Below are 26,119 nucleotides of genomic sequence, written 5' to 3'. Positions count from 1 at the left end.
ACGCACCCTACCGAAGGCTACCGAAAGCACTTTTATAGGAGTAAATGTAGGGTGGGCAATGCCCACCCTACTACTGTATATTCTTCCCCACCTCCTTTTAATACCGGGACAAAGGGTAAAAGTGCGGTCAGCGATCGCTCAAAAACTATCTCCGCATTCACCTCCCACAGATTAATTACTCGATAATCTTGACGCGCTTGTAATCCGGCAAATTCCGAAAAGTAACTCTGGGGAATATTGGCATAACTACTTTGAAGAATATTCACCAGTACCGGATAGACAGGTAGCTGATACTTTTATTCCGCCAACCCAGCATAAGCTCGGATGCGGCGCGGCAATTTTCCGGTGTAATATAATTGTAACTCATTGATTAGCAAGAATTCCCCATATTCGGGGGTATAAGCGCGGATTAATACATCACTTTCTCGGCTAATCCATTGGAATTCCGAGTTCACAATTTCTCGGACTTGTACATCAGTAAAGGAAGTTAGCCACTTTACCCATTTTTCCGGTTCTAGGCTAATTAACCGTTTACTGCCAATATCGGCTTTTTTCGTCATAAGTTTATGGCATATTGATTTAATATTATTAAACCATAAATTATCAAAATAATCAATTAATTTTATTGCAAATATATCATCTTATTTAATAATAAATGGCCGTAAAAAAAAGACACAGTGCTGTGCCGTGTCCCTAGGTTTGAGGTTAAGGATATAAGGCGCGATCGCCTTTTTTTGATCTGTATTTTGGGGTGAAAGAAACCGGGTTTCTGTTGTGGGGAACAAAGATAACTGTGATTAGCGGAAAAGAAACCCGGTTTCTGGAGTTTGGGGGTTTCTCACAAAAGAAACCGGGTTTCTGTTGTGAGAAACAAAGATAACTGTGATTAGCGGAAAAGAAACCCGGTTTCTGGGGTTTGAGAATTGCTCATCTATTTTATGACCGGCAAATATTTCTCGTATGGACACAGCATTGCACTGTGTCCTAAACCACCGTTTTTTCCAGCAAAACCCATAATTACCGGCAATGCGTTGTCTCTAGCATATATTGAACAAAGGTAATTTTTTATCGCTCCTTATTCAAGGGTGTTTTATGTCCATTTCCTTGCTCAATATTGCTTTTGTCATAAGCATAAATATTAGCATTTTCTAATTGTATTTCCCGATATTGTTCATAGAACTTTTTAACTGCTTGACGATAACAGCGCATACAGTGTTTGACAGACAATTCCCAGCGGCGATGTTCTCTAATTGCCCGCGCTGTTCTATCTGAAAGGATCTGTTTTGTTTCCTGAATTTGTTCTTCCAGATTGTGAAGCACTAGGACTTGGCGATTAATTTGATGATTTTTCTCTTCAATTTCCTCCACAATTTTCAGCTTTTCTTCTTTGTTTTCTAGTTTGGGTAACGCTGCGCCCCAAGCGAGAGTGACATTCACTAAAGCGGCTAAACCTGCACCCAACATAACAACCAGTTGCCAAAGCAATTTTTCGCTGAGACTTGGAGGCAAAAGGTTCAGCAGTCCAGGAGTCGCAAAGGCAATTTCGAGTATGATAATCACTAGGGCTAAATAAAAAGCAGGATGACCTTCTTTCATTAGTTGCCAAAAGGTAATTTTGGCGGCACCTTTTTTGCTGGCATGGATATATTGCACATGGAGAGTGATGGATTCACTTTCGGCAATGTTGATGAAAATTGCTCCCCCTAAGCCTAAGATAAATAAAGGATATTGATCGGGAGTCAAACTTTGAATATCAATGCCGAGAATTTCTGAAATTCCCAGAACTAGCATGAGAGACAAGCCAATGGGAAATACAATATGTAACCAAGATTTTTCCTCAAGTTTTGGCATTTTTTGCCAATTTCGCTTGACGCGCTTTTTGGCATCGGCAATTTCTGGAAGAATTTCAGTTTTTTGCTGTTGTAGAGATTCGAGTTTATTGGCGATTTTTTTGGCTTCGATCGCCGCAGGAATGACCGAGCGATTTAACTGGTCAAGGAGTTGGGGCGCTAGTTTCAGCAATAACTCTTTGAACCATTGAATATATTTGACGGATTCGTCATCAAGCTGATCCTGTTCTCCCCAGCGATCGGGAATACAAGGATAGTTGCCAAAAAGAGAATCGAACATTGAAACAATCCAGCTAAACCAAAGCCACATAATTTTTATTCCTTATGATTAAGTAACATTAGAAATTGTTAGGGTGCGTTACTCAGCGTCTAACGCACCGTTTTTATGTCTTTGGTGCGTTATGCCGGAAACATAAATTTCGATTGTTTCTGAAAAATTTTTTTCGGTTAACGCACCCTACCCGCTAAAACTGGCGAATCAGTTTTTGCATTTCCGAGAAAGATTGACCAGCAGAATAGGCATTTGCCCGAATCGGATGGAGGGCAGAAACGGTTTTGAGGCGATTCTCTTCTGTGAGTCCAAGCAGGTAAATATGAAATCGATCGCCCTGGGTTTGTGAGGCTAATTCTTGACAGATCGTTTTTATCTGTTCTAAGGTGGTTTCATCGGTTGTTCCTGGAGTGAGAATATAGGCGTGAAATTCCTGATTAGGATTAGCGCGGGCTAAATCTTTGAATCTTTGCAAACCGGCAACTAAAGCCCGATCGCTCGATGGGATAATATCCATTTTCGGGGTATTGGGATTTGGATCGATCTTTTCGCGCAATTCCTGCAAAGTTTGCTTAGAAATAGAGTTAGAATAAATCGTTTGCGCCGACTCACCTTTTAAGATGTCGATACTCATTAGGTTGCCCTTGGTTCGCTTGCCGATTGAATGCAATAAATCCTCGGTTAATTCGGCTGTTGCTTTAGTATTGGCCTGAATTCCCAGATAGACTTGCGACTTTTCCGAGTCACAAGCAGCGATCGCGAATGAAATCAGAAAAAAAGCGATTAATTTAACCGAATTTTGAAGCAATTTATGATATTTATGCATCAGTTTTCTCCTGTAGTAAAAATTCATCGCACCGTAGGGACACGGCATGGCCGTGTCCGCCAAACTAACCGCTGATTAAACCAAGGGAAATTCCCACATAATGCTGTTTCTAGAAATCTCCATCGCTACCGACTTTTGGCGGCAAAGCTTCGCCGTATGGCAACTGTGAGCGATCGCTGCGGAAAGGTTTTTTTCGAGGGTGAGGCGATCGGTGAAACAATTGATTTTAGAAATGGCTTCTGATTCAATGGGTTGTCCCCAAGTTCCTTGAATGAGGGAACGACTGGTGCCACCAAACAGAAAGGTTAGCTGGTGGCTCAACGCTTCAATTTCTGGGTTATAATCCGCAGGCATATAGGCACTAAAGCAAAAAGGGCGTTCAATTAATTTCGGATAGCTTTGGCGCACGGCGGCCAAGTCGAGGCCGTATTCGATCGAGGGGTTAAATAGCTGCATGGGTTAACTCCTGGTTTTTGTCTCATTCTGTGACATTACTACTTTATGTCACATTAAGCGTAAGTGACAACCCCTAGTCAGCAAAAAATTTCTAATCCTTGTGACAAAAGCAGAAAAACTCTTTGCTATATAGGCTTTTCGGCTTTGTTAAAAAATATTACATCGGGGAAAACTTAGGTTGTCCGTGTCCAGGGGGTACAATAGAAGAGGAACAAAGCACCCCTCATTTCACATCAACGCATATAAAAGACCAAAATCTATGGATACACAAGAGTTTGAGGAAAAATACGCCCAACTCACCCCGAAGCTGCACGAGGTACTGACTCAGGTGTTGCAAGGGATACCCGATGAGGAAATTGCCGAGAACATGGGCATCCAACCCCCTACAGTCAGAAAGCATATAGAAAGGATTTACCGGGTTCTTGACCTTAATAGTGACTTTCCCAAAGACCGGCGATCGCGTCGTAGTGACTTATTTAAGCTCTTTGCCCAACATAAACCGGAAATGCTCCTCACTACTCCCCCCTTTTTCAGGGGGGCGGGGGCGGATCCTGCCCATAATGTCACAGAAGTAGACTCTATTCCCCCCTTAAAAAGGGGGGCTGGGGGTAATCTAGCCCCTAATGTCACAGAAGCCAACTCTACTCCCCCCTTTTCAAGGGGGGCTGGGGGGGATCTAGCCTCTAATGTCACAGAAGCTAACTCTACTCCCCCCTTTTTAAGGGGGGCGGGGGGGGATCCTGCCTTTAATGTCACAGAAGCCAACTCTACTCCCCCCTTTTCAAGGGGGGCGGGGGGGGATTCTGCCCCTAATGTCACAAAAACAGATAATAAAACCGACTCTCCACCCCACCCCCGTAACCCGTTTATCCCTCTTACCGGGAGAGTAGATGACCCAAAGTTATTCTTTAATCGAGAAAAAGAAATTAGAGATATTTTTGAACTGCTAAATAGTGGCAGTCATGTGTCAGTAGTTGGAGAAAAAGGTATTGGCAAATCTTCTGTATTGCAGGCTATTTGCCGAGAAGCCAAAAGCCAACTACTGCAACCTCGTGAGGGGATATATTTGGATTTGCAATCGTTGGAAAATGAGGATGAATTTTACATGGATTTGTGCGATCGCCTGGAAATTACTGAAAATCGAGGAATTGGGCTAAAGCGTGAATTGAAGAATAAAAAACTGCTATTGGTGATGGATAAAGTAGAGAAATTGACTGAGGACGGATTTATCGAAGGTAAAATCGCGGGGGAACTACGCGGTTTAGCTGAAGGGATGAATGCCCCCTTGCGTCTAGTATTCGGTTCTAGTCAATCTTTAGATCAACTCTATCAAGATCAAGGGAAGCTTTCGCCCTTTGAAAATCTTTTTATTCCAGTCAAACTAGAACCCTGGGATGAAACCACAGCGCGGGCTTTTATTGCCCAGCGTCTAGCCCCAACCCCGGTATCTTTTAGCGAAGAGGAAATATCTAAAATTATTGCTGAAACTGGGGGTCATCCTCAGCAACTCATGCAGCGATGTTATGAAACTTATGCCGATTATTTGGCAAAAAATAACGGTCATTAATGTAGGGGCGCAATGCTTGCGCCCTCTGCCTCACGACACAACCCAAGGTGGGCGCAAGTAACGCACCGGATTTCCAGATTAATAATTGCTCATCGGTGCGTTACGGCTGGATTTTCAATTAATCTGCGATCGACCAAAACTTATCCCCAGCAAACACGCACCCTACCGAATGGCTATCTAATTGTTGTTAAAATAAATGCTAGTTTACTTAATTGTGGTGATTTTAGATGAGAAATACGCTTCGAGTATCTCCAGCCGGTCTAGCCATTGTTAATCAAGCCAGACGCGAGCAAGGTTTGACGTTAAGCAATTTAAGTAGCATGGTTTTTATTTCAGAAGCAAGTTTAAGACGGTTTTTTCAAGGAGGGCCTATTCAACGAGAAACATTTATCAACATTTGCAAGGCGCTGGGCATTGATCATTGGGAATTTATTGCCGATATCAGCGATTTACAATCCACAGTTCCCAGAGAGTTATCAGGCACATTGTCTCAACCAATGGATAGCGAAGAAATGTTGGCATTCATAGATGATATTTTGCTGAGAAAAACAGGGAAACATATTAATAATTTACAGCGAATTATTTTATTCGGTGCCTGGAACGGAAAAACATACGAAGAAATTGCGATAAATAATGATTATAGCCGCGACCATATAAAAAATTCAGGATCGAACTTATATAGAATACTATCCCATGTTTTAGGAGAACAAATTACAAAATCTAACTTTAGATCGACTATAGAACGCTTGAGATTTTCCAGAAAATTTTTCAGCACATTTTCTCAAGGAGAAGATACTGATATAAATGTTCTTTTACAAGAATTAGAAAGATTAAATGCAAGTCTTATTCCGGCGGATAAAGAATCTCTTAGTTTAGACACATGGGCAACGATTCATCGTTTATATCATGTTGTTGTTTCTGAAGTGCTGGCAATTCACCAAAGTGCTTCTCCTTCGGCTCGTTCTTTAGCATTAAACCGTGCCCAAGCAGAACTGCAAACGATTAGAGATAATCCGAAAAATATCCCTCAAGCCGAAAGAGAATTAATTCTTAAAATTGCTCACACTTGGCAAAATGCTTTGCTACAGCTTGCCGGGGAAGTGGGGAATGTCACCATCACCGAACCTGTCAGAAGTCCCTATGTAATTGGCAACCCGGTAGAGGGCAGTTTATTTGTGGGACGAGAAGATATTCTCAAACAGCTAGAAGAATTATGGATCGAAGCAAATAGGCTTCAGTCTGTGGTATTGTTTGGCCATCGTCGCATGGGGAAAACTTCGATTCTGAGAAATGTCAATGCTTGCCTAGGGGATGGGGTAAAACTAGCTTATGTGAATATGCTAAATGTGGGCAATGCCCCGCAAGGAGTGGGGGAAGTATTGATGGCAATTTGTGATGAAATTGCTGAGATTATAAATATTTCTCCCCCGGCAGATGAGGATTTATTAAAGTTACCTTATCCGACTTTTAGAAGATTTTTACAACAGGTTGATAAAGTGTTGGTAGAATCCCCCCAAACCCCCCTTCAAAAAGGGGGCTTAAGAGAAGAATCCCCCCAAAAATCCCTGGAAAAAGGGGATTTAAGAGAGGGCAAGGGATTAATTATTGCTTTAGATGAATTTGAGAAAATCGAAGACCTGATTAATGCGGGAAAAATCGAACCAGGGTTTATGGGAATGCTGCGGACACAGGTGCAAGCGAGTCCTAGAATTGCTTTTGCTTTTGCCGGGTTGCATACTTTGGAGGAAATGACCGAGGATTATTTTCAACCCTTTTTTGCCAGTATTATTCCCATCCCCGTGAGTTTTTTATCCCGTGGTTCAACGGCGCAGTTGTTGGCTAATCCCGATGAGGATTTTATCCTGGATTATCAACCGAATGCTTTAGATTTTATCTATGATTTAACTTGTGGTCAACCTTTTTTGGTGCAGTTGGTGGGTTTCCAGTTAGTTCGCCATTATAATCAAGAAATGTTTGAAACGGGCAAAAAACGCGACCCGGTGTTTACCGTTGACGATGTGGAAGCGGTGATTAATGACCCGGAATTTTATCAACGCGGTCGTTATTATTTTACTGGGGTTTGGGGGCAAGCAGCCCAAGATGTCCCAGGACAACAAGAGATTTTACAAATTTTAGCGCCGTATAAATCCGGTTTACCTGTGGAGATGGTTCGGGAAATTACGGGACTTGATGAGGAGGTGTTATTAGAAGCAATTAAGGGGTTAAAGCGGCATGATGTGGTTGAGGAAAAAGCGGGTAATTTGCGAATTCTGGTGGAGTTGTTTCGCCTTTGGGTGGAAAAGAAACCGGGTTTCTCTGGTGGAAAATAAAGATAACTGTGGTAAGCAGAGAAGAAACCCGGTTTCTGGGGTTTCTTGCGGGGGTAGAGAAACCGGGTTTCTGTTGTGAGTATCAAAGTTATCTGTTTTTTGCGAATAAGAAACCCGGTTTCTGGGTGAGGTTTCTGGGTTTGGTCGCTGGGGTTAAAGAAACCGGGTTTCTCTGGTGGTTTCCCAAGATAACTGTGGTAAGCGAAAAAGAAACCCGGTTTCTGGGTTTGGTCGCTGGGGCAAAAGAAACCGGGTTTCTCTGGTGGTTTCCAAAGATAACTGTGGTAAGCGAAAAAGAAACCCGGTTTCTGGGTTTGGTCGCTGGGGCAAAAGAAACCGGGTTTCTGTGGTGGTTTCCAAAGATAACTGTGGTAAGCGAAAAAGAAACCCGGTTTCTGGTTTTTCCCAGGGGGCTTTTCAGACGATCGCGATCGCACTATATTATGGTTATGGATTCAGGGAAACTAAAGTGCTTGCAAGAGTTTGGAGTGCAGCGATCGTTGGTATAGACGCCGTAAAAGTAGGGGCAGAAGTCGATGTTTCCGGTGGTTTACCGGCAATGGTGGTCGTCGGTTTGCCCGATACCGCCGTACAAGAGTCCAAAGAACGGGTCAAAGCGGCTTTGAAAAATGCCGGTTATGTCTTCCCCATGCGGCGGATCGTCATTAACCTGACCCCCGCAGACCTCCGCAAAGAAGGCCCCAGCTTTGACTTACCCATTGCCGTGGGAATTTTAGCTGCATCAGAACAAGTCAATCCAGAACTATTGGGAGATTATCTATTTTTAGGCGAAGTTTCTCTGGATGGGAGTTTGCGCCCGGTTGCCGGGGTACTGCCGATCGCTGCTGCGGCCCAACAACAAGGAATTAGCGCCCTGGTGGTTCCAGAGAAAAATGCCAGAGAAGCCGCCGTGGTCAAAGGTCTGGACGTTTACGGCTGTCGCAACATTGCCGAAGTCGCCGACTTACTCAACAATAGTAAAAAGTTTTCCCCGGTCAAAGTTGATGGAGAAAGTGAGTTAGTGAATAACCGTTTTAACGGTTTGGATTTAAAAGATGTCAAAGGACAAACTCATGCCCGACGCGCCTTAGAAATTGCTGCGGCTGGAGGACATAACTTAATCTTTGTCGGGCCGCCGGGAAGTGGCAAAACCATGTTAGCCCGACGCTTACCGGGAATTTTGCCCCCGTTAAGCTTTGAAGAAGCCTTAGAAGTCACCCAAATTCATTCCGTAGCCGGGTTACTCAAAGATTATGGGACTTTGGTCAGCGATCGCCCCTTTCGCAGTCCCCACCACTCTGCCTCTGGCCCTTCCCTCGTCGGTGGTGGCACCTATCCCCGTCCCGGAGAAATTTCCCTGGCCCACCGAGGTGTACTTTTCGCCGACGAATTAACAGAATTTAAGCGGGATGTCCTGGAATTTCTCCGCCAACCCCTCGAAGATGGCCATGTCACCATATCCCGAACCAAGCAAACCGTCCGGTTTCCCGCCCAGTTTACCCTAGTCGCCAGTACCAACCCTTGTCCCTGCGGCTATTACGGCGATCCGATTCAAGCTTGTACCTGTACCCCGCGCCAAAGGGAGCAATATTGGGCCAAACTCTCCGGCCCTTTAATGGATCGCATCGACTTACAAGTAATGGTGAATCGCCTCAAACCCGAAGAAATCACCCGCCAAACTACCGGGGAACCGTCTGCCCCAGTTCGAGAACGAGTCAAAGCAGCCCGCGATCGCGCCCATCACCGTTTCAAACAAGACCCTGCCCTACAATGCAATGCCAATATGCAAGCTAGTCATATCCGCCAATGGTGTCCCATAGATGAACCGATCCGCAACTTATTAGAAGGAGCCATTCGCAAACTCGGACTTTCTGCCAGAGCGACCGATCGCATCCTCAAAGTTTCCCGCACCATTGCCGACCTAGCCGGGGATGAACAGTTAAAAATTCACCATGTGGCCGAAGCGATTCAATATCGCACCATCGATCGCATACAATAATTATATCATTAAATTATATAACTAGGAGGTTCAATGTTTTATCTTACCAGAGATTTATGATAAATTCAACTAAATTTATGCAGATTCAGCCAGTCAAAAATTATCGTATTATATTCTCTAGCTGACGTTTAAATTGTGTTCCCAATAACCAATATTTGAGCGTCTAATGCTATTATAATTTAACGAACCTTAACAATTAGCACATTAATGAGGCCAGAAACCATTAGAGCAATAATTCAACAAGCCGCTCATGCGTGCATGACCAAAAACGCCCAGGCATTTGCTGCCCTATTTGCGGTCAATAGTGAGATTATCTTGCCGGATCATCACCTCATCGGCAAAGCGGCAATTCAAAAAATCACCGCAGATTATCTCCGCACTTTAGTCGATATCAAAATTAACATCAACCGGATTCTGGTAGAAGGAGATCAAGCCCTGGTGGAGTGGTGTTGGGAAGACCGGAATCAGATTACCGGCGAAACCAAATGTCGGAATAATGCGATCGTGCTTGACTTTAAATCCGGTTTAATTTATCGTTGGCGAGAGTATCGTTGCTAATTCATATTAAAAAAGGCTGCACCCAAAAAATAAACTAACTCATATGCTCGCCAGTAATCTGAATCATTAAAGCAAATTGATATAAATTAGCTAATATTATTGGTCATAAATTACCGATTGAACTAAAAATATCACCCATAAAAATATGAACTTTTTAGATAAATTAAATGCCGCCATTGAGCAAAATCAAAGTGTCCTATATCTCGGACTAGATCCCAACCCAGAATTGTTGCCGGTGCATTATGGCACCCCGGAAAATTCCTCTGACTTGATGCATTGCTTGCAAGACTGGCTGCACTTCCTAATCAAGCAAAGTGCGGATTTAGTCTGTGCTTACAAACCCACCCTGGGATTTTATACCGCCTTGGGAGCCCCCGGAATCGAATTATTGCAAACAACTTTAGCGGCAATTCCTGCCCATATTCCCATCATTCTGGATGCCACCCACGGGGATCTTAATAGTAGTAGTATCTTTGCCGAAACTATTTTTGAACATTGGCAAGTAGATGCAGTCACCATTAGTCCTTACCCAGGACAAGACTTAGCGGCACCTTTTTTAATCTATACGGATAAAGCGATCGTGGTTCTCTGCTATACATCCAATCCCGCAGCTATTCCCATCCAACAATATCCCACAGAGAAATCACCCCTTTACTTACAGGTGGTCAAAGAGGCGCAAACCTGGGGAACCCCAGAACAAGTAGCTTTAGAAGTGGGTGTGGCAGGGGCCGATGTTCTGGCAAAAATTCGCGCGATCGCCCCCGAAAGATTAATCCTTGCCCGCAGTATTTGGGCAGAAGGAAATGATCTGGCTCAAACCTTAACTGCGGGGTTAAATCCTAGTGGCAACGGCTTAATTATTCCCATTCCCCAAGACATTTTAAGCCGAGCAGAACCCAAAATAGAAATCTTGGATCTTTGTGAAATAATCAATCAAGCCCGAATTAGAATTACCCATGAAAATCAGGCTTGTTCCGTGTGGTTTCCCGATTTTACTTTACCGGAACAAAACCCCAATACGGAATTAATTTTACAACTACACGACTTAGGCTGCATTATGTTTGGTCAATATGTGCAAGCCTCTGGCGCTACATTTCCTTATTATATTGATCTGCGAAAAATTATCTCTAACCCCCAAATATTCGACCGAATTATCAGCGCCTACGCGGAAATTTTACAACAGCTTAAATTCGATCGCATTGCCGGAATTCCCTACGGCGCCTTACCCACCGCCACGGGATTAGCATTACGGATGAACTATCCGATGATTTTTCCCCGCAAAGAAGTCAAAGCTCATGGCACTCGAAGACTCGTAGAAGGGCATTTTAATCCCGGAGAAACCGTAGTAGTCGTTGATGATATTTTGATTAGCGGCAAAAGTGTCATGGAAGGGGCAGAAAAACTCAAATCAACGGGATTAAACGTTGAGGATATTGTAGTATTAATCGATCACGAAAAAGGGGTCAAAGACCGACTGAAACAAAATGGCTATCGGGGACATTCAGTCCTGAGCATATCAGAAATTGCCGAAACATTGTATCAAACTCAGCGCATTGATAGCCAGCAATATGAATTTTTCCAAGAAAGTCAATAATTACCCAGAAATAACTCAGATTCAAGCAGAAAAATCCTAAAAATTGATCGCAACATTATGACCAATCCCAGTCCTAATCCCAGTCCTAAAAAAACCGTGAATTCCCCCCGTAATCCGCAAAACTTAAGCAGAGAAAAATATGCTCGGTTAAAAGGGGAGGCGATCGCCCCTTATCGGGGACTGCGGAAATTCGTGTATATCTCCTTTGGCGCCTCTGGTGCCATTGGTGCCTTTATATTCTGCTTACAATTCCTGGCCGGTCGCCAAGACACTTCCACCTTACCCAACCTCGCCCTACAAATTGGACTGATCGCCCTGATGGTTTGGCTATTCCGCTGGGAAAACCGCAAAAAATAACCCAACCCTGATCAAATGAACTTTTTCGCCATTCCATCCCGGAGCGGAATTCGCCAAAATCGACGGTGAACCGGATGTTGGAAACAAAAACTCAGATCCCAATCATTAAATGGCGCTGAAGAATCTAAAGAAATTATTACGAAAGTCAGGGTTTGCCCATATATGTGTCAAGATATAAGTGTTGCAGTTGAAATGGGGTCAGCCGAAATAAAGACCCTAAAAATAAATACGACTCATAAAATGCGAAGCACTGGTATCCACCCATAGGAAGACCAGTGCTTCGACATTATCACCCCTACACCCCCTTGCACCTCCGCCTCCCCCGCACCCACCGACGAAAAAAGAAAAAAAGGATCAAGCCTGTTTTAGGACTCGATCCTTTTTGATTATTCTTCAGAACTAACAAATGGCGATCGCTAACTAAATCGGCGATTAGCGGCGATCGCTAACGGGATGTGGAACTACTGAGAAGCTACTTAGAAGCCAGAGTCCGACGCTTAGTCACCATCCGGTAAGCCTCAATAATATCCCCTTCATTCCAATCACTGAAACTATCAATGCCGATACCGCACTCATAACCTGTGTTAACTTCGCGGGCATCTTCCTTCATCCGTTTGAGAGAATCAAGCATTCCTTCATAGATCACTTGATCGCGACGACGGACTCGCACCTTACAGTTGCGAATCACCTTGCCATTTTGAATGTAGCAACCGGCCACCGCGCCCTTGCCAATGCTAAACACCGCACGGACTTCCGCTTGTCCCAGGTGTTCTTCAACCAATTCTGGTTCCAACAGACCTTCCATAGCGGCGCGGATATCATCCAGGAGATTATAAATAATGTCGTAATCGCGAACATCAACTCCTGCTTGATCCGCTGCATGGCGGGCGCCCGGGGCAAAAGTGGTATTAAAGCCAATAATCACCGCATTACTGGCAGCGGCCAAATCCACATCCGTCTCGGTGATTTCACCAGGCGCACTTAACAGCACTCGCACCTGCACCTCATTTTGAGGTAACTGTTCCAGAGACTGCAAGATCGCCTCAACGGATCCTTGTACGTCTGCCTTAAGGATCAAATTCAGATCCTTCAGTTCACCTTCCTTGGCTTGCTCGGAAATAGTAGTCAGAGTCACCCGTCGGGATGCCATTGTTTGCTGTAAACGAGATGCCCGTTTTTCATCGGCCCGTGCTTCCGCAACCGCACGACCATCTTTTTCATTCTCGAATACCTCGAAATCATCCCCGGCAGCGGGAACATCATTCAAGCCCAACACTTCCACCGCAAAAGATGGCCGAGCTTCTTCAACCCGCTGTCCTCGGTCATCAATCATGGCGCGGACCTTACCGATCGTGGAGCCAGCCACCAAAATATCGCCCACACGGAGCGTACCATTTTGCACCAGCAAACTAGCCACGGGGCCTTTGGCTTTATCCAAATGGGCTTCAATCACCGTACCGACCGCTGCACGGTCTGGGTTAGCGGAGAGTTCTTCAATTTCCGCCTGCAAGAGGATCATCTCTAAAAGCTCATCCAGGTTTTGACCTTTCATGGCACTGATAGGCACCATAGTGGTATCACCGCCCCAGTCTTCTGACACCAGACCATATTCGGCCAACTGTTGCATCACCCGCTCAGGTTGGGCGCCTTCTTTGTCGATTTTATTAATCGCTACGATGATGGGGACTTCCGCTGCTTTAGCGTGACTGATCGCTTCGATGGTTTGTGGTTGCACCCCATCATCAGCGGCGACCACCAGAATGGCAATATCAGTGACGCGGGTGCCGCGAGCTCGCATAGCGGTAAAAGCCTCGTGACCAGGAGTATCCAGGAACACCACCTGCTGAAGCGCCCCATTATATTCCACATCCACATGGTAGGCACCAATATGCTGGGTAATGCCGCCCGCTTCGCCCTGAGCGACCTTGGTTTTCCGAATCGAGTCGAGTAGAGTGGTTTTCCCGTGGTCTACGTGACCCATAATCGTCACCACTGGGGGTCGCAACTGAAGATTATCTAAATCTTCGGCATTGAGGAATTCTCGGACTTTTTTGGCTTCAGATTTAGCTTCAGCCGCTTCTACTTGGATCTCAAACTCTTCTGCCACCATTTTGGCAGTTTCGTAATCCAAGCTCTGGGTAATATTAACGGCGATCCCCTTGAAGAATAAGGTTTTGACAATTTCTGTTTCTGGAACCGCCATTAAGTCTGCCAGTTCGCGAATTGTCAACAGCCCAGTCATGGTAATTTTCTCAGGGCGGGGTTTTTTCCCTGGAGTTTCTTGGCGACGATATCGACGATTTGCCGCCGCCGAACCATCCCGGTCTGCTTTTTTCGCTTTAACCCCTGACCCACCTGTAGATGGCCCTGGGGTTTTTGGCTGGTTGCCAGGAGATGATTTCGCTTTGGGAGGACGGGCGATCGAAAGACCCACCTTAGTAATGGAATTACCAAAGTCTAATTCACTATCAAAATCATCATCATCGTCTTCAACTTTCAAGGGTTTGAGACGACGTTTTCCAGGGGCAACTTTTTTCTGAGAACCATCAAGTAATTCTGGATTGTCCTCATCATCAATATCTTTGGTATCTTTCTGCTTTTTAGATTTTTTAGCACTCTTAGGAGGAATGGGTCGTTTCAAACGGGGTTTTTCGATCTCGACGATTTCCTCATCAAAATCCACGATCGCCTCAGTTTCAATGATCGGCTCATCATCTTCTATATCATCCTTGTCAATCACTGGGGGAACAGAGGCACGAGGACGCACCAGTTCTGGGACTGATTTAGAGGGAACAGAAGCATTTTTTTTCAGGCGAGTTGGAGATGTTTTAGTTACCTGCGCCGGTTTTTTGACTTCCTCTTTAGAGCCACTGATTTCCGCTGGCTTGGATTCAGGGCCAACTGATTTGATCCCCACTGGTTTCTGTGGTTTATTTTTTTGATTTTTGGGAATAGGCCGATTCTTGCCAGCTTCCCTTGATTTCTTTTGGGGAGGTTCTGGTCTTACGGGGGGTGCCATGAGAGAGGCAGCCGTCGCTTCTAATGACTCGCTGGAGTTTTCTGGTTCAGTCATGCTCGCAGAAGTTTCTAATTCTTGGGAATATTGGGGTTCTGATGATGAATTTACCTGCACTGGCGATGCTTCCTTTTCTGTGACATATGTAGCGACATCCGCTGCCTGATTGCTACGGGTTTCCAAGATTTCAGATGGTTTTGATAGGGTATTTTGCTTCATAGACAAGTTGGGCTGTTTTTTTACCGGGGGTGGTTGTAGTTGTTTGACTTCTGTTTGGTCTACTTGTGAAATGCTATCCAAATGTTGTTCGTGATCCTGTGATTTTTTGAATTGGCGAATTTCTAATTTTTTCTTGCCTCCAGATTCTAGATCGTCTGGATTGAAAGATGCTTTATTTTTCATTAGACCTAATGAGCGTGCTTCTGGGTGCTTTTCTGAGTAAGCACGAATACGAGCAGCATCATCTTCTGTGATTGTGCTGCTATGGCTTTTTACGGAAATATTTAGCTGTTCGCAAACTGCTAAAATGTCTCTATTATCCAAATTAAGTTCTTTTGAAAGTTCATAAATTCTGACTTTTTCACTCATAAAACCTCCTGCCGACGATTCTTTTTGTTGCTCCGACATTATTGACAAATCAGGGGAATTTGCTTTCCTGTCTGATTTGACTTATACAAGAAACCATATGTTGAAAACCAGCTTTTTGGCAATAATTATGACCCTTTATCTCTCATCCGAGTTTGAGGTTTAAACGCTATTTTTATCTGGTTAACATTAATGTCATTAATCCCGATATTTTGCCAAACGATAGTCAGGAATCATCTGGTGTGTTTTCATCAGGAGAACCCATGTAACACCACCAACAGTGGCAGGATGATTGCCTACGCGATGAAATTTAGGTTTTCTTGTTAAGCCGGAGCTATCTAGATTGGATCTAGGTTGACCACGAATCTTGATGTAGCTATTCCAGTAATCAAAGTTCATATATGTTGGTGTAGCCCATCCCCAGTCAAGTTGTAAAACAGCTTCTTTGATAGTTTGGCACGAATTTTTATAGAATTGTAGATGAAATGGATCACTATGAATTTGATTTTCAAATCTTAAGCTGTTGAACTTTGTCATTTGTTAGTTGTGCTGTGTTAGGGCGGCTCACTTCAGATGTTCGCTAGGGTTGTCAGAGGTTAGGATGGGCAGAGTTACTGAGATAGTTGGTTATGCTAACGATCGCAGCCGGGGAATTTGAGCATCTGCTGAATTAACATTCCGGGTTAGCTCAGGGGTCTTGGGTTCGCTCGGTTGAAGACATCAGGGGAATTTTTTCCCAGAGTGTTTGATAAAGTTCTGGAGGAACCGGGGATCTGAGCGCTTTGCCCAGGCGATTTTTCTTTTGAGCCGCTTGTAGGCAAGTTGCTTGCGGACACAGATAAGCCGATCTACCCATCCCACGATCCAATTGTACCTGATGAGATGGATAGACCCGAACAACGCGCCATAACTCATGTTTGGCGAAGACTTGGCGGCAACTGACACAACGCCGGTAGTTTGGTTTCATGTACAAATATACTGTGCTCAGTCCAAGAAAGCATAGGGATCTCGATCGTCTTTCACCTAGGATCAATGACAAAATAGAGGACTCTTATTTATTTTAGGCGATCGCGGTTTTCCCGGATCTGTTGTTATGTGATCAAATCCAGAAAATTTTGAGCATCAGCACTGAGCGATCCGGGATCAAACGATAATCAGAACGATTGTGATTCCCATCTTCAAAATTAGGAGTAACATCTCTGAAACGAGTAACAAAGCTCAGAAATCCTAGAGATGAATTCAGAAATAAATTGAAAATGGGAATCGCCGTGATTCTAACCCATCATCCACCCAGGAAGGAATGGCGCAATCGTCTACGGTGCTGAGGTCGCCGCTCCTCCCCTCTAACTAAGATTTTTTCGTTTGTACCTCTAATTCTGGTTCTTCCAGAAATTCTTCATCCAGAGATTCTTCATCCTCATTCTCTTCGGGACTGTCCATCACTTCCTCATATTTAGCCGTATCTTTAATATCTATTTTCCAACCCGTCAATCGGGCTGCCAGCCGGACATTTTGTCCCTCCTTACCAATCGCCAAGCTGAGTTGATCGTCTGGCACCAGCACATGAGCTTGCCTGGAATCAGGATCCACCAAAAGCACCTGATCGACTTTTGCCGGACTCAGAGCATTGGCAATATAAGTGGCTGGATCTGGAGACCAGCGGATCACATCAATTTTTTCGCCCCGCAATTCATTAACCACCACTTGAATCCGCGATCCCCGGGCGCCAATACAAGCCCCCACGGGATCCACATCACGTTCTAAAGTATCTACGGCAATTTTTGTCCGTGGCCCAACATATCGGGAAGGGGGATTAGCTTCGCGGGCGACCGCCACAATGCGTACCACCTCATCCTCAATTTCTGGGACTTCGTTGGCAAACAAATAAACCACTAAACCGGCATCCGCACGAGACACCAACAATTGCGGGCCACGATGCGGGCCTTCCCGGACTTTTTTCAAATAAACCTTAATCGTCGATCCCGCTCGATAATTATCGTTCGGTAGCTGTTCCCGCTTAGGCAGTTCAGCTTCCACATCCGGTTTACCCAAACCACTATTCACCGCCAGAATTGCCGATTGGCGTTCAAACCTAAGCACTTTGGCTTGTAACACCGTACCTTCGAGTTCTTGAAACTCTTCTTGAACCATTTGGCGCTGCTGATCCCGCAACTTTTGGGAGAGAACCTGCTTGGTCTGAATCGCTGCCATGCGACCAAACTCTCGCTGAGAAGGAGTCACATCCAAAACCACCGTATCTCCCATCTGAGCTTCCGGGGCGACTTCCTGCACTTCTTTCAGAGCAATTTGATGATCGATACTTTCTACAGTTTCGACAATGGTCTTGGTGGCTAAAATCCGAAACCCTTCTTCTTCTGTATCCAGTTCGACTTCAAAATTATCAAAAAAATCTTCATCAAAATTGTCACCCTCCATATTTTGGGTGCGCCTGTAGCGTTCATATCCTTTAATTAGGGCTTCTCTTAAGGCCGCTTGTACAGAGGATTTGGGCAAATTTCGTTCTTGGCTAATTTTTTCGATCATATCCCGGAGTCCGGGTAAATTGATCATTGTCATAAATTTTTCCTGCAATTTTTAAGTGTTTCATGGCATAGAACCAATGGATCGCCCCATCACTGAAACACGCCTCCAGATTTTTCTGGCCAGAAAAATCTGAGACGATCGCCGATCAATGGTTGTGAGTCCACGGTTTTAGGTTCCTTATAGGAGTTCAACTAAGGCAATGAGCGATCGCGGAATGGAAATCACCCGACCTTTTTGATTCAAATAAACGTTAGTTTCATCTCGACTGACTAGGTTGCCTTGCCATTCTTTCTGCCCTTTGTAGGGTTCAACCGTTTCAATGCGAACCCCAAAACCCTTAAAAGAGATAAAATCTCGGTCTGTAGTCAGTTGACCGGAAAGACCCGGACTAGAGATTTCTAGGACATAAGCATCCGGGATCAAGTCGGTGGCATCTAGAGTCATTTCTAATGCTCGACTCATTTTTTCACAATCCTCTAAACTCGTGTCATTATCAGGGTTACAGATGTCTACACGAAGAACCGGGGGGCGATGATTCGTTTGAAATACCGCTCCAACAACCTGTAGTCCCAGGTTTTCTGCCACTGGTTTGGCTAAATCGATAATTTGTGGGATCAATGGATGAGTCATAATAAAACTCCAATAAAAAAAGCGGGTTGTCACCCACTTTCGGTGCAAGTATTCAGGTTTTTCTCCTGCGGCTCTCTAAACGAGACATGGGGCAGGTTCAAACCCTTGTCACCTTCGATCGTTCTCCTTCACGACAAGGAAAACTTCTCAGATCGCTGAACACGAATCAAGTGGCGGCGCTAGAATCCTCGATGACAAAAGCCGCTTTTTGTTTTCAGCAGTAATGCACCGATGCACTCACCAGATATGCCTCGAATTCAACGGCCTGGTTTTGGCTGATACTCAGCATCAGACTGACTTTGAGCCGAGAAAAGTGACTGGAAGAAAAGATTTTCGTGCTGAGGATTGGTGTTTCAGCCAACTTTAGTTTAGCATTAAACATCGGTCGCTTTCATCTGTGCTTGATTTGAAGCATCGAAGCCATGTGTAAGGAGCGCTCTTGGGATCAGAAAATATTTCTCCGAACGCTCCTCAGCAATCTAAGAACTTCCATAAGGTAGTCTAGCATACCATAAACCGATCCCATCAATTTTTTTGGATTAAAAACCGATCGCGGGAGTCTGGTTGGGGGAAAAACTAACTCCCAGTTAGCTGCGGCGGCTGTTTGACGATGGGCAAAAGTTCTTGGATTTCCTCCTCGGTGAGGTTCTTGACGTAATTTAGTTTAACCTCTTCGAGAAAGTCACTCAGTAACGATTCAATTTCGTCCAGGGTATTATCTCGCTGCAATTCCTTGCGGAGGGTGACGGTAAATTTTTTCACTAACCGTTCTGAGAGTTCAGTGGCGATCGGATCGGGAGTGGTGTTTTGACTGGATATATAAGCTTCTTGAGGTTTTTCCGTCACCAGTTTCGTCACTTGCGCGATCACACCTTCCGCGATTTGATCTGGTAAGCGACCTAATCCGGGCACCCGATGAATTCGCTGGTACACGGACGAATTTTTCATGGCTTTTTCAATTTGATAGCGAACCACCGCTTCCAGTTCCGGTTGAATGGTGGGGAGAACTTGGCAAAGGGTCACTTGTAGCAAGCGGTTGACGATCGTCGGAATTTCATCGATATCATTAATATCGATATAAGTTTTTTGGGTTTTGTTTTTCGGTTCAAAGAGCGATCGGGTAAACTTACCAGTTTCCACGGCTTCCTGCATCTGGTTAATCGCTCGAATCACCACCACCTGGGTCAGTTCCTCAGCAAAACTGGCGATAAAATTTATGCTCAGGCGATTCCTAATCGGTTCCAGATCCGGAAATTTAGTTTGATCCAGACGAATAATCACCGGAATCACTCGTAACCACCGAAAACCAGGTACAAATACTGACACGGGCAACCATAAAGTCAGATCGTACCAACGGTGGGCGATCGCGCTACCCCATGACATTTTTTTGTGATGATGTAATAGCCAAATTCGACCGATAAATTCTCCTAAAAATAGCGTCATCCAAGGGAGATCGAGCAGCCAGAACCTGTCTAGCCAATCACTATTTGCCCCCAAATGACGAAAATAGTTGCTTTCCAGTAAAAAGCGAATTTCACGATCGAAAAAATCTAACTCTTTTTCCCATCCATGCGCTATCAGGTTTTCTTTTGACCAAAATGTTCTAAATGATCCTTTAGCCGAATAATTAGCCCACAAAACTTCCGGGGAAAACCAGTCTAAAACCCCAATGATGGCAGAATTCACCCATTGAATATTGACAACTTTTGGCAGATTATTAGGATCTCTAGAATAAATATACTCCCGCATTTTATATTTAATTTCTTCTAAAGTCCCACTTTTATTTACTCTGGCGAATGGATCGGTATCAATCATCTCCATGCTAAGAAGCCGCAGTTCTGCCAACAAAGGTTCAACTTCTGAGCCATTGATTCCTTCAAGTTTAAGCACTATCTTGAGTTCATCAACTTTTTTCAGATACTCTTGGGTAGTGCGATTGGGTTCGATGCCTTTGATGGGATCGTAAAACAGTTTTGGTTCATAAAAATCAATTAAATAACTCATTTTTCTATCGAATACCGCCAACTCTTGCTGCCAACCTTTTTCGGCTAAATATTCTTGACTCCAAAAAATTTCTATTGCCTGATTAATATTATCTTTATCCACATGATCCATGAGGATTTTTTTTACTTCTTGCCAAGAAGCCTGGGTTGGCAAAATCGGCAACGGACTTTCTTGAAATAATTCTTTATTTTGTTGGCGTAATTTATCAAGTAAATTTATGGCATCTGCTGAATTAAACCCATCTTCGGCTAATACATTTTTTAGTTCCTCCACTGTGTTGAGAAACTGTTCAGATTGTTTTTGCCGAAAATTTGCTTCCAGCCATAAATGGCTTCGGAGATAAAATGGTCGCAGCTTCACATAGCTCCAATCAAATCCTACAAAAAGTAAATTTGCCAGAACTAATAGTCCCATCAATCGTTCAAACCAAAGAGTCCATGCATTGACATAACCTGGTGTTTTTTTTAGTCCTGACATAACTCAACTATTGAAATCATCAACGACAAAATTCAGGATTTATTCCCGGAATGCGTGGCAGGGAAAATCACATATTGCCCCCCTGAAACTGGGACAAAAATCCTTTACCATGTAACTTAACACAGTAGATGGCTAGATATCTGTTTGATTACTGGCGTTATTGATAGATCGACTACTTTTTTCTGCTGACGGATATGACTGGCTGGATTCCTCAAATGAATCTACATAAGGATCCATTGCTCCTTGATTACTGCTAGAGGTGTTGGACTGATTGGATGTTTTTTTCCGTAAGTCCAAAGGTCTGCGTTTTGAAGGCGGTAGTCTTTCGAGACTACGAGATCCCCCGGATGAACTGCTTGGTAGGGAGCGAAAAGTTTTCCAAGCGGCTTTGACCCCAACGATCAGGCTTTGGGTGCTCACTTGTGCTCGTTTTGCTTGTTTCTTGGCACTGCTGATACTCTCATCTACTTGTTTGACAACTTTGCCAGCGCTTTGAACCCCTTGGTTGACATCATCAGTGAGGTCACTAATTTCCATGCCGGTGAGACGAATGGCTTGTAAGGTGGGGGGAAGTTCTCTGGCTAAGGTGTCCGCTAATTTTTCCACGCTACGGGCTGCCCGCCCGACAGACTGCAAAGCGGGCAAGGCAGCCAGTAACAACAGAATGATGCTGACACAAACCAGTAAAAAGGATAGTCCAAGCCAAAAAAGAGGATCAGTCACAGCAGGTTTTTTGCTTATTGCTTACTTAGAGGATCGGAGCTAGTCATGGGACAAGTAACAAGACAAGGATAAATCAGCGATCGCTCCCTTGGGATCTAGGGATCTAGGGTAATGATTTGGGTTCAATCAGGGGATGAGTTTTTGGCCGCTGATTTCGTCGAAAAACCATTGTCCAATTGGTTGAGGGTTTCCCGTTCTTGTTTGCTGGCTTCGAGTCCAGCGGCGATCGCTTCTCTAAGTCTTTGCAAAGTTTCATCCCAATTACGCAGAGTTGATTCTGAGAGGCGATCGGCTTGACTTTGGACAGTTTTGGCTAAGTCGTCTGCCAACTCTGGTAAAGCCTCAACAGATTTTTTCAGCCGTTGTCGGGTTTGACGACCACTGCGCGGTGCTACTAAGATCCCAGCGATCGCACCGATCGCAGTTCCTACCAGCATACCCATAATAAAAGATCCCGAACGATTCTTAGACATTTTCTATAGCAATTAACTTTTTACTTATTTTAGGCGGATTTGACCCAGGCTTAGTCAGAATTGCCCTGAAACCTAATTTTACCCAGCCGGATTTAAATTAATCATGGCCGATCTATTTTTCTGCCGCTGTCACTAAGGACGAGTTTTCCAGGATCGTCTCAGAGTAAATTTCCCCAGAAAATTGACCACTAAGAGAAGTTGGCGCATGGTTTGAACTTGTTTTTGCAGCTTTTGGTATTTTTGCCGCAACTTTCTGGTGCCTGTTTCGCCTTTGGCGATCGCTCTTGGAGCCTTGTGCAGGACATTATAAGTGCCGCGATCGGCTCTTAATATTGCATTAGCTGCTTTGTCAACTTTTTTGCCAATCTTCCATAATTTTGCCGCCAGATACAGGCAAATCATGGAAATCACAACATTAATGATAATCACTCCTACTACCATCAAATGCTCTCCTTCCTCTAATTTTTACCTAGCTAAATTATCCCTAATTTAGGGTCAAAAATATCATATTGTTATATTTTTTTATTTTTTTTATAAAAATTATTCCCAAATGCTCCCGAATCCGGGCAATACATTATCCTGAGATAAAATAGATATATCTCCCAGTAAATTGGCCGTAATTAGATTAGCAACTCGCTGACTTTTCCAATAAATTGTATGATCGTCCACCAACCCCAAAGCCATAGCCACATTCCCCAGACTTCTTTTAAGAATATCCTTATCTTCAAGATACTTATCCTGAAAAAATATAGAATTATCATGCAAATTTAGACTAGATGCTAAAGGATAAGCAAAAATATCTCCGGCATTAATAATGTTAATCCACCGTAGGGGATTTTTGACATATCGCTGGGCAAAGATTTTTAGTTTCTCCGGGGCGATGCCCAACATTCGATTAAAAAATAGCAGTGGAGAACCCATTGTGGTGACAGTTCTCAGGTAAACCTTTCTGCCTTGCCGATACCCACTTAATCCTTTAATGATATCTCGAATATAAAAAGCCGGGTCAGACGGGCTTAATTTATCAGAAAATAAAATATCCCATAAAATGACACTGCCCAGAGAATGTGCCACTAAATGCAAATCATCGTCTCCGGGATTTTCCTTAATAAATTGTAATAATTGAACCGCAATGGTTTTTCGGGCGGCGTGTCCATAATCAGGATTTAAATAAGTAAAAATATCCCCAAAAATTTTGCTGATTAGCTGTTCTCTAAAATTTTGATAAGAGAAGATTGTCTCCAGATCCACTCCGGGATGATCCCATTTAAAATTTTCTAAATCTTGCAACACCCAATCCCAGAGTTCATCGGCACCGAGAATATCTCCGAAAAAAGCCGCCCCAAAGGAGGGGATTTCTATTTCTCCTCGTTGGCTGAATTCTTGAAGAATAAAATTTTGGGTGCGATCGCTATAACCAGGGTTACGCACCGCCGTGCCGTGCAGAAAAAATACTAGCATTTTATTATTTATCCAATATAATCATTTATTTTTTAATTGTGCCTATTACCCAATATTTTATGCCATTTTTAATGTGGCGATTGTGCCAATATTCACAGAATGATGGGCGATCAGAGCAAGCCCTTTGACTTTGACCTGCCTGATTAAGCGGCTACAGCAATTGCCTTAGCATAAAAACAAGGTTCGGGAATTTCTTGCCCGTCTTCTCGCAGAGTTTCAATATAAAGCGCGATCGCTTCTTTAATATTTTGTTCGGTTTCTTCAATAGTTTTTCCTGTCGAAATACAACCGGGCAAATCGCGAACATACGCTGAATAGTTACTGCCAGCCCATTCAAAAACCACCACATATTCTTTCATAATTTTTATTGCTTGATAAAGCTAATAATATCCTTTAGATCAATATAAATAAAATATAAAATTGCCTGCTGTCCAAGTTTCAATTTTCCGTATTTTATTTGCGTTTTTGCATCTGTTTCGGGGGTTAACTCTTCATCAAAAGAAACAACATATCTCGGTTTGAAATTTATGCTGCCATCATCGTTCTTACTTATTGTATTTATCAATTCTTTGTAAATATACGATTTAACATAGCTTTCTTGGCTATCTTTTTGCCTAAATTCAATGTCAGTTTTAATTTTGTCAGGATCTAATTCTTCATAATAATCTATGCCTCCTTTATCATCAAAAAAATCCTTTAACTTTGGATAAATAAATTGTTCATTGACGATTTTACAAGCTGTTAAATTCAAGGAAACAACTGGATTAAAATCACTAATAACACTATGCCGAAACTTAATCTGCTCAATCATACTAATTGTTGCTTGATATAAAAATCTTGAAGGGTTGTGAAATTAATTTTTACCAATTTAATTTGGCTTTGCTGAAAACAAGTATTCTTTACATTTTCTATTTTTTCAAATTCTGAGTTAGAAAAATAAGGTATCCAAAACTCACTTTCTGTTTTGACTTTCCAATTTTTTTGAACTGTCCATTCATAGACTAATTGTTTCTGTATATCATCTTTTACTTTGTTTTCTCCAGGCTTGTTTGGTGAGTATTTTTCATAATCGGAAACACGCATATATTTGTAATCAATGATTTGGACTGAGGCAGATGATTCTTCAAAGTATTGCTTTACAAAATTTTTAAAGTCGCTAAATTTTTTTTGAGACATATATTTATATCCACTGCCAAGCTTATCTGTCGTGTTGATCACAGAAGTCTTATAAGAAAGTTCTTTATATTCACTTTGAATTTTTGGATGATCTTTTACTGCACGCAAGTTCAATTTAACTGCAACCTCAGCTTCATTAGAGAGTTTTTCATCAACTAAATAATACTGATCTATTTTGCTTACGCTCGTTTTCAATACTAAATCAGGACGCAAGTAACGTGGTTCTGGCAAATCATTTAATTCCACTTTAAATGGATTAATATCATGGTAATTTAGGAATAGTTTTAGCTTTCCTCCAACATCCGCAAAGACTGCCCTTTGACGATATTCAGGTGTATTAAGTACATAAGTCTGGCACATATCCTCCCATATATCATAGAAATTACTAAACCCCCAGTAAATACCTTGGTCGTCTTCTTGTCGTTCTCCATACAAAAATGCCTCAACAGCCTCAAAAAAATGCCAATAGTCCTCATCTTTATAGGTTGTTTTTAGGTCAATATCTTCCAGGGTTTTTCTTAATATTTCTATGGTTTCGGCAAATGTATCTTCGCCAAATAAACTACTATCAGGTTGTAAATAGTTTTCTTTGAACTGATCGGCAAGTTCAACAGCCCGATCGGGTATCTGTTCTAATTCTTCCAACTCTTTTTTTATTTCCGTGTAGATAAAACCAAACATTTGTAAAATTGGCGGGCTTTCTTTGATTAAAATATTTTTGGCAATATTCATTTCATCAATATAAATCACATCCTCATCAAGATATATCCCTTGGTGCATATACCGATAAATTTTGGAATAGTCAATTTCATGGCTGCTCATTTGTTTTTTTCCTAAAGATGAAATTCGTAATTCATCGTAACCCTCAAGTATTTTGTCTAAGGAATTGAGTTTACCGTAAAAAATTACCTGTTCGTTGTTTTCATTAATAAAGCTAAATCCCTTTTCAGCTTCAATAATTCCGTCTCTATAACTGGTGATGTATTCTTTTTCCAAATCGTTTTGTTTTTTTTGCCTATAAATTTTGAAGGTTCGATACATCTTGAAGAAAAATTCTTTAACTAGGTTAAAATCTTTATCATCAAAATCATCGAATCCTAACGGAAGCCAAAATTCTAAACGATTGCTCTCTTGATTTCTCTGAAGACCAACAAATGAATACTGGCTATGATTACGTTGTTCATCGGTTTTGATGATATCTATATTATTCAGGTCAAACATT

25 protein-coding genes are annotated in these 26,119 nt (G+C 43.0%); 7 read left to right on the top strand and 18 right to left on the bottom strand.

The window, feature by feature from the left end:
- Nucleotides 1-32: 32 nt before the first annotated feature.
- The 5 genes from ABWT76_RS28145 to ABWT76_RS28125 form a co-directional block, all read right to left on the bottom strand.
- Entirely contained in the window at nt 33-266 is a 234-nt protein-coding gene (locus ABWT76_RS28145; RefSeq protein ID WP_190878229.1) for a hypothetical protein, read from the bottom strand.
- A gap of 30 nt (nt 267-296) precedes the next feature.
- The gene (locus ABWT76_RS28140) at nt 297-560 is read right to left on the bottom strand and encodes an Rpn family recombination-promoting nuclease/putative transposase (protein ID WP_190878231.1); all 264 of its coding nucleotides are present in this window, start codon (nt 558-560) and stop codon (nt 297-299) included.
- A gap of 505 nt (nt 561-1,065) precedes the next feature.
- Nucleotides 1,066-2,130 carry a hypothetical protein gene (locus ABWT76_RS28135; RefSeq protein WP_354635296.1) on the bottom strand — a complete coding sequence of 355 codons (1,065 nt, stop codon included), beginning with the start codon at nt 2,128-2,130 and terminating at the stop codon, nt 1,066-1,068.
- Between the two features lie 184 nt (nt 2,131-2,314).
- Complete coding sequence (locus ABWT76_RS28130; RefSeq protein ID WP_054468954.1) at nt 2,315-2,947, bottom strand: hypothetical protein; 633 nt, start codon at nt 2,945-2,947, stop codon at nt 2,315-2,317.
- Nucleotides 2,948-3,022: 75 nt separating this feature from the next.
- A complete protein-coding gene (locus tag ABWT76_RS28125; RefSeq protein WP_354635295.1) occupies nt 3,023-3,403 on the bottom strand; it encodes a hypothetical protein in 381 nt (126 codons plus the stop codon).
- Between the two features lie 259 nt (nt 3,404-3,662).
- Here ABWT76_RS28125 and ABWT76_RS28120 point away from each other — a divergent pair, with 259 nt between their 5' ends.
- The 6 genes from ABWT76_RS28120 (at nt 3,663) to ABWT76_RS28095 (ending at nt 11,808) form a co-directional block, all read left to right on the top strand.
- Nucleotides 3,663-4,970: a LuxR C-terminal-related transcriptional regulator gene (locus tag ABWT76_RS28120; protein WP_354635294.1), complete on the top strand. Its 1,308-nt coding sequence runs from the start codon at nt 3,663-3,665 to the stop codon at nt 4,968-4,970.
- 227 nt (nt 4,971-5,197) lie between these two features.
- On the top strand, nt 5,198-7,300 hold the full coding sequence (locus ABWT76_RS28115; protein WP_354635293.1) for a hypothetical protein: 2,103 nt from the start codon (nt 5,198-5,200) through the stop codon (nt 7,298-7,300).
- A gap of 469 nt (nt 7,301-7,769) precedes the next feature.
- Nucleotides 7,770-9,299, top strand: a complete 1,530-nt coding sequence (locus tag ABWT76_RS28110; RefSeq protein WP_190878300.1) for a YifB family Mg chelatase-like AAA ATPase — start codon at nt 7,770-7,772, stop codon at nt 9,297-9,299.
- Nucleotides 9,300-9,506: 207 nt separating this feature from the next.
- Nucleotides 9,507-9,857: a nuclear transport factor 2 family protein gene (locus ABWT76_RS28105; RefSeq protein ID WP_054468958.1), complete on the top strand. Its 351-nt coding sequence runs from the start codon at nt 9,507-9,509 to the stop codon at nt 9,855-9,857.
- Between the two features lie 145 nt (nt 9,858-10,002).
- On the top strand, nt 10,003-11,451 hold the full coding sequence (locus ABWT76_RS28100; protein ID WP_190878237.1) for a bifunctional orotidine-5'-phosphate decarboxylase/orotate phosphoribosyltransferase: 1,449 nt from the start codon (nt 10,003-10,005) through the stop codon (nt 11,449-11,451).
- A gap of 57 nt (nt 11,452-11,508) precedes the next feature.
- Nucleotides 11,509-11,808 (top strand): DUF3493 domain-containing protein, encoded by a 300-nt coding sequence (locus ABWT76_RS28095; RefSeq protein ID WP_190878239.1) that lies wholly within the window; start codon nt 11,509-11,511, stop codon nt 11,806-11,808.
- Between the two features lie 472 nt (nt 11,809-12,280).
- Here the strand turns inward: ABWT76_RS28095 and infB are convergent, their stop codons facing one another.
- The 5 genes from infB to rimP all read right to left on the bottom strand — a co-directional run bounded on the left by infB (nt 12,281) and on the right by rimP (nt 18,583).
- Nucleotides 12,281-15,412, bottom strand: coding sequence for a translation initiation factor IF-2 (infB, locus tag ABWT76_RS28090; protein WP_054468977.1), 3,132 nt, complete (start codon nt 15,410-15,412; stop codon nt 12,281-12,283).
- A gap of 195 nt (nt 15,413-15,607) precedes the next feature.
- Nucleotides 15,608-15,946, bottom strand: a complete 339-nt coding sequence (locus ABWT76_RS28085) for a hypothetical protein (protein ID WP_054468961.1) — start codon at nt 15,944-15,946, stop codon at nt 15,608-15,610.
- A 151-nt stretch (nt 15,947-16,097) separates the two neighbouring features.
- Complete coding sequence (locus ABWT76_RS28080) at nt 16,098-16,376, bottom strand: YlxR family protein (RefSeq protein WP_054468962.1); 279 nt, start codon at nt 16,374-16,376, stop codon at nt 16,098-16,100.
- 380 nt (nt 16,377-16,756) lie between these two features.
- A complete protein-coding gene (gene nusA / locus ABWT76_RS28075; protein WP_054468963.1) occupies nt 16,757-17,986 on the bottom strand; it encodes a transcription termination factor NusA in 1,230 nt (409 codons plus the stop codon).
- Between the two features lie 144 nt (nt 17,987-18,130).
- Nucleotides 18,131-18,583: a ribosome maturation factor RimP gene (rimP, locus tag ABWT76_RS28070; RefSeq protein WP_054468978.1), complete on the bottom strand. Its 453-nt coding sequence runs from the start codon at nt 18,581-18,583 to the stop codon at nt 18,131-18,133.
- Nucleotides 18,584-18,609: 26 nt separating this feature from the next.
- On the opposite strand from rimP, the gene ABWT76_RS28065 reads away from it, so the two are divergent.
- Nucleotides 18,610-18,807: a hypothetical protein gene (locus tag ABWT76_RS28065; protein ID WP_156331953.1), complete on the top strand. Its 198-nt coding sequence runs from the start codon at nt 18,610-18,612 to the stop codon at nt 18,805-18,807.
- Between the two features lie 352 nt (nt 18,808-19,159).
- Here the strand turns inward: ABWT76_RS28065 and ABWT76_RS28060 are convergent, their stop codons facing one another.
- The 8 genes from ABWT76_RS28060 to ABWT76_RS28025 all read right to left on the bottom strand — a co-directional run bounded on the left by ABWT76_RS28060 (nt 19,160) and on the right by ABWT76_RS28025 (nt 26,118).
- Nucleotides 19,160-21,064, bottom strand: a complete 1,905-nt coding sequence (locus tag ABWT76_RS28060; RefSeq protein WP_190878242.1) for a hypothetical protein — start codon at nt 21,062-21,064, stop codon at nt 19,160-19,162.
- Nucleotides 21,065-21,196: 132 nt separating this feature from the next.
- On the bottom strand, nt 21,197-21,787 hold the full coding sequence (locus ABWT76_RS28055) for a hypothetical protein (RefSeq protein ID WP_072160880.1): 591 nt from the start codon (nt 21,785-21,787) through the stop codon (nt 21,197-21,199).
- Nucleotides 21,788-21,909: 122 nt separating this feature from the next.
- On the bottom strand, nt 21,910-22,260 hold the full coding sequence (locus ABWT76_RS28050) for a YtxH domain-containing protein (protein WP_054468965.1): 351 nt from the start codon (nt 22,258-22,260) through the stop codon (nt 21,910-21,912).
- Between the two features lie 132 nt (nt 22,261-22,392).
- Entirely contained in the window at nt 22,393-22,701 is a 309-nt protein-coding gene (locus tag ABWT76_RS28045) for a hypothetical protein (RefSeq protein WP_054468966.1), read from the bottom strand.
- A 99-nt stretch (nt 22,702-22,800) separates the two neighbouring features.
- Nucleotides 22,801-23,721, bottom strand: a complete 921-nt coding sequence (locus ABWT76_RS28040) for a hypothetical protein (protein WP_054468967.1) — start codon at nt 23,719-23,721, stop codon at nt 22,801-22,803.
- Nucleotides 23,722-23,864: 143 nt separating this feature from the next.
- Nucleotides 23,865-24,080 carry a type II toxin-antitoxin system HicB family antitoxin gene (locus ABWT76_RS28035; RefSeq protein WP_054468968.1) on the bottom strand — a complete coding sequence of 72 codons (216 nt, stop codon included), beginning with the start codon at nt 24,078-24,080 and terminating at the stop codon, nt 23,865-23,867.
- Between the two features lie 5 nt (nt 24,081-24,085).
- A complete protein-coding gene (locus ABWT76_RS28030) occupies nt 24,086-24,532 on the bottom strand; it encodes a hypothetical protein (RefSeq protein ID WP_054468969.1) in 447 nt (148 codons plus the stop codon).
- Nucleotides 24,529-26,118: a hypothetical protein gene (locus ABWT76_RS28025; RefSeq protein WP_190878246.1), complete on the bottom strand. Its 1,590-nt coding sequence runs from the start codon at nt 26,116-26,118 to the stop codon at nt 24,529-24,531. Before ABWT76_RS28025 ends, ABWT76_RS28030 begins: the two co-directional genes overlap by 4 nt.
- Nucleotide 26,119 lies beyond the last annotated feature (1 nt).

Source organism: Planktothricoides raciborskii GIHE-MW2, from assembly GCF_040564635.1.
Classification (GTDB): domain Bacteria; phylum Cyanobacteriota; class Cyanobacteriia; order Cyanobacteriales; family Laspinemataceae; genus Planktothricoides; species Planktothricoides raciborskii.
Note: the sequence above shows the minus strand (reverse complement) of the source record. Positions and strands in the feature narration are given on the sequence as shown.